Raw genomic sequence first — 8199 nt, 5'->3', positions numbered from 1 at the left:
GATTATAATACCAATCATCGATAATGTCAATTCCTCGAACTTGGACTTATCGCTTTATTGTTTTACTCTACCACAATTCCGAGAGCGTGGAATATTGAGTTTTCCAAGCAGATTTCCGACTTTGTGAATATACTGGACGGGCGGTCATTTAGATGTGGACTTATCTTAGCTTATCTGTAAACAGCACCTTGAAAATCGAATGAACTCTGAAAAAGAATCCTCCAGCCTGCTCTTCTTTTTTCGTAATAATATCCTTATTCTGCCCAAGAAACAGTCAATTTCCTATTGACTTTTCTACAGCTTTTAAGTATATTAGTAATATCTAAAATACTTAAATACAGGAGAGATGTTTGCAACTTATGAAGCTTTCACCAAAAATTGCCAATATTGGCAGAGAATGTGTAGCCTGCGGCTGCTGCGCCGCTGCCTGTCCCCGGGGCGCCGTTCATATTGCTTCTGGGATTATCGCCCGTGTGGATGCAGCAAAATGTGTTGGATGCGGCATTTGCGCCAAAGCCTGTCCGGCTGCCGTCATCACCATTATAGAACGGGGGGACGCAGGATGAAAAAGAAAAAAAGATGGTCCGATTATCTGTGGATAGGGGAATTATTGTATCTGTGCCTTGGTCTGTTCAATATTTTGTTTGCGTGGCTGGGAATGCTGTTTTTCACCATTCCGCTGTTGACTGCCATAATCAGAGGAAACAAGGCTTACTGTAACCGTTACTGCGGCAGGGGGCAGCTTCTGGGACTGCTTGGAGAAAAACTGAAACTTTCGCGGAACACGCCCCCGCCGAAATTCTTAAGAAGCCCCTTATTCCGTTATGGCTTCCTTGCGTTCTTTATGACAATGTTCTGCCTCATGCTGTACAACACTTACAAAGTATTTGCAGGAGCGCCGCTGCAGGAGACTGTGACTCTGCTGTGGGTGTTCCGGCTTCCATGGCAGTGGCCTGAGGTGGGCATGGCTTCTCCCTGGTTTGCCCAGTATGCTTTTGGTTTCTTCGGCGTAATGCTCACTTCCACCGTACTGGGACTTGTCACAATGGCGCTCTTCCGCCCCAGATCCTGGTGCGTTTACTGTCCCATGGGAACAATGACACAGGGCATATGCAGACTGCGAAACAGAAAGATCAACAATCAAAAGGAGAATTTCCCCTATGGAAGAACAAGCGAAAAAAATTGCGGAGCTTCTGAAGCTTCTGGCCAATGAACACCGGCTTCTTATTTTATGCGCTCTCATGGAGGGCAGTCTCACTGTAGGTGCAATCCATACGCATCTGACTCATATTACCTCCTCTGCTCTGTCACAGCATTTAAGCCAGCTGAAAGCCGCCGGAATTTTATCCTCTGAAAAGCAAGGCATGAACGTTTTTTACCGCATTGAGGACGAACGCGTTATTGCACTGTTGGAGTCCATCAAAAAATATTACTGCAGGCTGTGACCTGCAAAGGGTTTCTTTAGCTGGCTCCATTATACTATAACTGACTGCTCTTGGAAATAGATGGGAAGTTAAGCCGTTGTTCTTAGGGGATGGGCTGTGTTATGGAATGTTGCCTTCTTTCGACTGCCCTTGCGGGACAAATTTCAAAGCAGTTTCCGCAGCGCAGACCATGTTCCTGTTCAATCACGACGGGCTTTTGTGTAATATCAATGCACTTCTGAGGATATTTGGAAAATTGTGCTTACAGGTCGTACTCCTTGGGTGGGTTGCCGGAAAAGTCAGCAATCACTGCGTGAGCATTCTTCAGATAGAACACTTCAAAGATCGGGTTAGCTGCCTCGCCATACTGTCCCTTGACAATGGGGTTCTGAATGCACATTTCCTTGGCGGCCATGTTGTCCTCAAAAACAGCTTCACCATTCAGACGAATCCACGCATAGGACGGGCTGGAAACGGAAATCTCTATGTCTGGATTCTGCTGCATATCCTTGTAGACGTCCTTGGTGTTGTTGGTGCAAAACCAAAGTTTGCCATCCATTTCCCCTGCGAACATGAAAGGACGGCATTTGGCCTTTCCATCACGGCCTACGGCAGCCAGATACTGTACGGATTTCTTTCTCAAATATACAAAAAAGAGCGGAACACCATCTGTCCACTCTTTCCCAAACGTTTTTTACAGAAGTCATTACTTCACACCATATCATACCCAAATGCGGCAAACCGCCCTTACTTATGATACGGCTCCTTATGAATAATCCGAAAAGCCCGGTAAATCTGTTCACTTAAAATCACTCTCATGAGCTGGTGCGGAAAGGTCATATCCGAAAAGCTGACAGCCTGATCCGACCGGTCAAGCACAGATTGGTGCAGTCCGAGGGAGCCGCCGATCACAAAAACGATATTGCTTTTCCCGCTTAAAGCAGCCTTCTCCAGATAGGCCGCAAAACCCTCCGAGGAAAATTTTCTGCCTCCGATCTCAAGGGTGCACACATAAGCATCCTCTTTTATCCTGGCCAGAATCCGCTTCCCTTCTTTTTCTTTGATCTGCTCCTCCAAAGCTTTCCCCGCGCCCTCCGGGGTTTTTTCGTCCGCCACCTCCAGAATTTCAAATCTGCAGTATCTGCTCAGACGCTTTTCATATTCTGAAACAGCATCCCTGTAAAATTTTTCCTTGATTTTTCCCACACATACTACTGTGATTTTCATATGTCTCCAAACACCATATCATATATGGTTTCGTCGATGAGATTTTCCAGAAAGGCCTGATCCAGATTCATAAATTGATGGTTCAGCTTCTCCTTCAATTTCTCATACCGCTTAAAGTAGAGAATCTCTTTCCCATCCCCTGACACATCTCCAAGCTCCTTGTCGATTTCTCCGGCGTCCAGATTTTCTCTGCACCACTTCTCCAACGTTTCACGAAGGGTATTCTCCGATTCCGCTTTCTTTTCAAATACTCTGGCATTTTTCATGGAAACTACGCCCATCACAATAAAAAGCAGAAATACAGCGCTCATCACACCGTAAAACAAATAGGGATTGCCCACAGAAAAGGGAAGCACTCCCCCCATTCCCAGCATTAAAAATACCAGACCTGCACCGCCCACAACTAACAACGTCCAGGCAGAGGAACGATTATCCTCCGCCTTTTGTTCACTCTTTTCATAAACTGTAGAATTTTCCTCTTTTCCCTCCCGGTTTTGCGAAAGGGAGCCCTCCTGCTCCAAAAAAATCCTGGCAATTTCCAAAGCCCGTTCCCTGTCGTTTTTCCTTACAAGCAGCTCGAAAACCTGATCCTGCTCGTCATAGCGGATCACGGCACCCTCAATCTGCTGATACTCCAAAAACGCCTTCAGGGAAGTCATCTGTTCCTCCTCCCCAAAAATGACAGAAACAAGCTCCTCCATCTGCTCCTCATTCACCAGCTCGCACCCGCAGTCTGCGCATACGGTGATTCCTTCACGATACTCATTCTTGCATTTGGGACACCAGGGCATAATCCTTCCTCCTAAAACTCGTAATCCATGCAGGCTCTGTTGCAGGTAACGCTTCTGATATACTTTCCTGCGGACACATGATCCGGATGCTTTTGATATTCCGCCAGAGCCTCCACGGTCTCAAAGGTGGAAATCAAAGCCACATCCCGGTTGCTGGATTCCTGTTCATTCATGATTACCTGAATGTCCACAGCCCCCGGAACACGCTCTTTGATGGGCTCTAAAAGCTGCTTCATCTTCTCTCCCGCCTGTGTGCGCTCCTGTGTCGTAAGCTCCTCCACAAAATTCCACAGTACAATATGCTTAACCATATTACGATTCCTTTCCGCTTAAGTATTCGTCTATTCCCCTGGCCGCCGCCTTTCCTGCGCCCATGGCCAGGATAACGGTGGCAGCTCCGGTGACAGCGTCCCCGCCCGCATAAACGCCTTCTTTGGTGGTCTTTCCGTCAGTCTCGTCCGCAATGATACATTTCCACTTATTGACCTCAAGCCCCTTCGTAGTAGATGAAATCAACGGATTGGGAGAGGTTCCCAGGGACATGATCACTGTATCCAGCTCCATGACAAACTCGGAACCCGGAATTTCCACCGGGCGGCGGCGTCCTGAGGCATCCGGTTCTCCCAGCTTCATTCTGATACATCTCATGCCAGTCACCCAGCCTTTTTCATCCGCAAGGATTTCCGTAGGATTGGTCAGCAGATCAAATATAATCCCCTCCTCCTTGGCATGATGCACCTCCTCCACTCTGGCGGGCAGCTCCTCTTCGCTTCTGCGGTATACAATGTGCACCTCAGCGCCCAGGCGCAGCGCCGTCCGGGCAGCGTCCATGGCTACATTTCCTCCGCCCACCACCGCCACCTTCTTACCGTGCATAATGGGTGTGTTGGAGTCAGGATCAAAGGATTTCATCAGATTGTTTCTGGTCAGATATTCATTTGCGGAAAATACGCCGTTGGAATTTTCTCCGGGAATCCCCATAAATTTTGGCAGTCCCGCGCCGGAGCCGATAAACACCGCGTCAAAGCCCTCTTCCTCCAAGAGCTCATCGATGGTCACAGATTTTCCCACCACCACATTTGTCTCTATGGTTACCCCAAGGGATTTCACGTTTTCGATCTCCTTCTCCACCACTTCCTTTTTGGGGAGACGAAACTCCGGTATGCCGTATACCAAAACACCTCCCGGCTCGTGGAGCGCTTCAAAGATAGTCACATCATAGCCCATTTTGGCTAAATCGCCCGCACAGGTAAGTCCTGCCGGTCCGGAACCGATCACAGCAACCTTCTTTCCTTTTTTCTCCTTGGGGCCCGCCGGCTTGATGCCGTTTTCTCTGGCCCAGTCTGCCACAAAACGCTCCAGCTTGCCGATAGAAATGGGATCACCCTTGATTCCTCTGATACATTTCCCTTCACACTGGCTCTCCTGTGGGCAGACACGTCCACAGACTGCCGGAAGCGCGCTGGCTTCACTGATAATCTGATAAGCCTCCTCGATCTCTCCTTCCTTTACCTTTTGGATAAAGCCGGGAATATTGATGGCAACAGGACAGCCCTTGACGCACTGAGCGTTTTTGCAGTTGATACACCTGGCTGCCTCCTCCATGGCCTCCTCCTTGTTATATCCAAGGCATACCTCTTTAAAGTTGGCTGCACGTTCCTTTGCATCCTGTTCTCTGACAGGCACCTTTTTTAATACGTCCATTGTTCCCTCCATGATTGATCTGTTTCCAAAATTTCCGTTTTCTTAGATAGCTGCTGCTTCAAATCCCTCAGCTGCAGATGCCGCAGCCTCCGTGATGGGTATCTCCCTCCTGCAGCTTTAACATGGCTCTTCCCTCTGCGGTTTTATAAATCTGCTGGCGTCTCATGGCCTCGTCAAAATTCACTGCATGACCGTCAAATTCCGGTCCGTCCACACAGGCAAATTTTACCTGCCCGCCTACCGTGACCCGGCATGCTCCGCACATTCCAGTGCCATCTACCATAATGGGATTTAAGCTTACAACCGTAGGAAGGTTTAACTGTTTTGTCAGCTGGCATACGAATTTCATCATAATCATGGGCCCAATGGCTACACACACATCATACTTTTTGCCCTCATCCACCAGATCCTGTATGGTTTTCGTCACCATGCCGCTTCTGCCATAGGAACCGTCATCGGTAGTAATATAAAGATTTCCGGCAACTGCTTTCATTTCCTCTTCCAAAATTAACAAGCTCTTCGTCTTGCAGCCCACAATCACATCCGCCGAAATGCCTCTTTCATGCAGCCATTTTACCTGGGGATACACCGGCGCCGCCCCCACGCCTCCAGCTACAAAGAGAATTTTCTTTTTCTTAAGCTCCTCTATATCTTCCTTTACAAACTCAGAAGCACAGCCCAGGGGCCCCACAAAATCGTGAAAGCTGTCTCCCTCCTCCAGATGGGCCATGATCTGCGTTCCCACGCCCACGCTTTGGAATACAATGGTAACCGTTCCCTTTTCTCTGTCGTAGTCACAGATGGTCAAAGGGATTCTCTCCCCCTGGCTGTCCGTACGGACAATGACAAACTGTCCCGGCTCGCAGGATTTTGCCACTCTCTCTGCCTCCACCTCCATCAAATAAATATTGGCGGTAAGCTCCTTTTTTTTCGCAATCCTATACATAACACACCTCTCTATTCTATTTCAACTAATGTAAGTTGATTGTTTTCATCTATCTGCAGCTTAAAAACCGCCCCCGTATATGCGTTTACTGCAAAATGACTGCCAGTTTTTGTGCGGATTCCGTCTGCATCCTCAAAAATTTCGGATATCACATAAAAATCATCTATCTCACTGATGTTCGTCACATATTGATACTGATACAGATACCTGGCGTTCGTCTCATTAAAATAGCCGTTTTCGTCAAAAATCTTTCCGGTGGAAACGATATACTCCACCACTGCAGTCTCCGCATCCTGTGGGGTAAGCTCTGTATTCATCACAAGCCGGTAGGTTCTCTCCGCCACGTTTCCGCACCTTCCGTCTACAATTTTGGCAAATCGGAATACGGATTTGCCAAGGGGCATGGGAATAGGGCCCGTATACGGCGTGGAGGAATAGGTGGGCGTTGTGCCGTCCGTTGTGTAATATACATCCTCCGCATCGCTCAAAACCTCAATGTTGATGGGGAAATTGTATTCTCCGCTCACCGCGCTGATCTCCGGAGCCGGAATCTCCTCAATATCAATATGATACTCTTTTTTGACGCATTCACTGACGATTCCGTTATCATTCACAAAATAAGCCTTGATGATGTAATCCCCGTCCTCCAGCAGGATAGGCGCCGTGTACTGGCTGCTGTTTTCATCCGGCTCACTGCCGTCCAGCGTATAATAAATCCGGCCGGAGCCGAACGCCGTAAGCTTTAGAGGCTGTACCTCATTATAATAGCCCTCCGGTATGCTGAATTCCGGAGCCATTGCAATATAACTCTGATAGGTGGAAATAATGGAGCTGTTCTCACTTCCCAAAATCAGATCGTTTATGGTCTGGTAATCCTCCCTTGCACGGTAAATGGCAATGAGCTTGCCGTAAGCTCTCTCCAGCTGCTGTGTGGTTGCATCGGCGTCCTTTACGATTTCCCGCAGAAGATACTCGTATTCGATCCTATTGTTCTTTAAAAAATAGGCTTCAGCCAGGGCAAATTTCAGCTCAATGTTGCTTTCGTCCAGTGTAAGAGCCCGGCTGTAATAACCCACCGCCTGATCGTATTGTCCGCTCTCCACACATTGTACCGCCTTTTGTACCTGATAATCAAGAGAATTGTACCGGTAAATTGCAACAGACCAGGCGGCAGCGGATATAAACAGCCCCACAAACACACAGCCTCCTATGAGCAGAGCCAGCTTCCTTTTTCGCCTTTTTGCTCTTTTCCTGCCATGCTCCTTCTGCTGTTTCCCCGAAGCATTCTCTTCCGGTTCCTCCATTTCTTCGCTCTTACTGTCTCCAAGCTCCTCCACAATGCCGCTTAAGGTCTGTTCAAGACTAAATTCTACCTCCGGTTCAAAATCAGGCACAATGTGAATGTCTTCACCGCAATGTTCGCAATAAAGAGACCCCTCCCTTATCTCCGCCCCGCAATTTGGACACTTCATAAATTCCATACCTCTCCCGCAAGTTCAATTCCTTAAAAGAGACCGGTAATCACACCATTTTCATCTACATCTATACGATAAGCCGCCGGTCTCTTGGGCAGTCCTGGCATGGTCATGACCGCTCCCGTAAGCGCCACCACAAATCCAGCACCCGCTGAGACGTAAGCTTCTCTCACATTGATCTCAAAGTTTTCCGGACGTCCTAACAGGGCGGGATCGTCGGACAGGGAATACTGATTTTTCGCCATACACACCGGAAGCGCGCCAAAACCCAGCTTTTCCAGCTTTTCCAGCTGTTTTGCAGCCGCAGATGAAAAATTTACGCAGTTTGCGCCGTAGACTTCCTTTGCTATCATAGTGATTTTTTCCCTTAGCCCAAGGTCATCCTCATACAGCACATGAAAGCGGCTTTCCTTTTTTTCCAGGGTTTCCATCAGCTTCCGGGCCAGCTCTATGCCTCCTTCGCCTCCCTTTTCCCAGACCTGGGAAAGGGCAAACTCACACCCTCTCTCTTCACAGAAGTCTTTTACAAAGGAAACCTCTTCCACGGTATCCGTGGCAAAGGAATTTAAAGTCACCACTACGGGAACGCCAAACTTCTTCAGATTCTCAATGTGCTTTTCCAGGTTTACAAT

General features: G+C 48.1%; 11 protein-coding genes. 3 read left to right on the top strand and 8 right to left on the bottom strand.

Annotated features, from left to right (window positions below):
• The first annotated feature begins 359 nt into the window (after positions 1-359).
• Genes AC1WIP_RS07760 through AC1WIP_RS07750 form a run of 3 tightly spaced genes read left to right on the top strand, consistent with a single transcriptional unit; the run spans position 360 to position 1445 of the window.
• Positions 360-566: a 4Fe-4S dicluster domain-containing protein gene (locus AC1WIP_RS07760; protein WP_481141314.1), complete on the top strand. Its 207-nt coding sequence runs from the start codon at positions 360-362 to the stop codon at positions 564-566.
• Positions 563-1213: a 4Fe-4S binding protein gene (locus AC1WIP_RS07755; RefSeq protein WP_481141313.1), complete on the top strand. Its 651-nt coding sequence runs from the start codon at positions 563-565 to the stop codon at positions 1211-1213. Before AC1WIP_RS07760 ends, AC1WIP_RS07755 begins: the two co-directional genes overlap by 4 nt.
• Positions 1161-1445 (top strand): ArsR/SmtB family transcription factor, encoded by a 285-nt coding sequence (locus tag AC1WIP_RS07750; RefSeq protein WP_481141312.1) that lies wholly within the window; start codon positions 1161-1163, stop codon positions 1443-1445. Before AC1WIP_RS07755 ends, AC1WIP_RS07750 begins: the two co-directional genes overlap by 53 nt.
• A 241-nt stretch (positions 1446-1686) precedes the next feature.
• On the opposite strand, the gene AC1WIP_RS07745 is transcribed toward AC1WIP_RS07750, so the two are convergent.
• From AC1WIP_RS07745 to AC1WIP_RS07710, 8 genes are all read right to left on the bottom strand, one after another.
• Positions 1687-2067, bottom strand: coding sequence for a pyridoxamine 5'-phosphate oxidase family protein (locus AC1WIP_RS07745; RefSeq protein ID WP_481141311.1), 381 nt, complete (start codon positions 2065-2067; stop codon positions 1687-1689).
• 104 nt (positions 2068-2171) lie between these two features.
• Complete coding sequence (gene rlmH, locus AC1WIP_RS07740; protein WP_481141310.1) at positions 2172-2651, bottom strand: 23S rRNA (pseudouridine(1915)-N(3))-methyltransferase RlmH; 480 nt, start codon at positions 2649-2651, stop codon at positions 2172-2174.
• Positions 2648-3442: a hypothetical protein gene (locus AC1WIP_RS07735; RefSeq protein WP_481141309.1), complete on the bottom strand. Its 795-nt coding sequence runs from the start codon at positions 3440-3442 to the stop codon at positions 2648-2650. The genes rlmH and AC1WIP_RS07735 overlap by 4 nt, the downstream gene beginning before the upstream one ends.
• Positions 3443-3453: 11 nt before the next feature.
• Positions 3454-3753: a Dabb family protein gene (locus tag AC1WIP_RS07730; RefSeq protein WP_481141308.1), complete on the bottom strand. Its 300-nt coding sequence runs from the start codon at positions 3751-3753 to the stop codon at positions 3454-3456.
• Between the two features lies 1 nt (position 3754).
• On the bottom strand, positions 3755-5146 hold the full coding sequence (gene gltA, locus AC1WIP_RS07725; protein ID WP_481141307.1) for an NADPH-dependent glutamate synthase: 1392 nt from the start codon (positions 5144-5146) through the stop codon (positions 3755-3757).
• A gap of 67 nt (positions 5147-5213) precedes the next feature.
• Positions 5214-6092 (bottom strand): sulfide/dihydroorotate dehydrogenase-like FAD/NAD-binding protein, encoded by an 879-nt coding sequence (locus tag AC1WIP_RS07720; protein WP_481141306.1) that lies wholly within the window; start codon positions 6090-6092, stop codon positions 5214-5216.
• An 11-nt stretch (positions 6093-6103) separates the two neighbouring features.
• Entirely contained in the window at positions 6104-7564 is a 1461-nt protein-coding gene (locus AC1WIP_RS07715) for a chitobiase/beta-hexosaminidase C-terminal domain-containing protein (RefSeq protein WP_481141305.1), read from the bottom strand.
• A gap of 32 nt (positions 7565-7596) precedes the next feature.
• A partial coding sequence (locus AC1WIP_RS07710) for a formate--tetrahydrofolate ligase (protein WP_481141304.1) occupies positions 7597-8199 on the bottom strand: 603 nt, incomplete at its 5' end.

The sequence above is a fragment of the Acetatifactor sp. genome (genome assembly GCF_982438285.1).
This window is presented reverse-complemented; position numbering and strand designations above follow the sequence as displayed.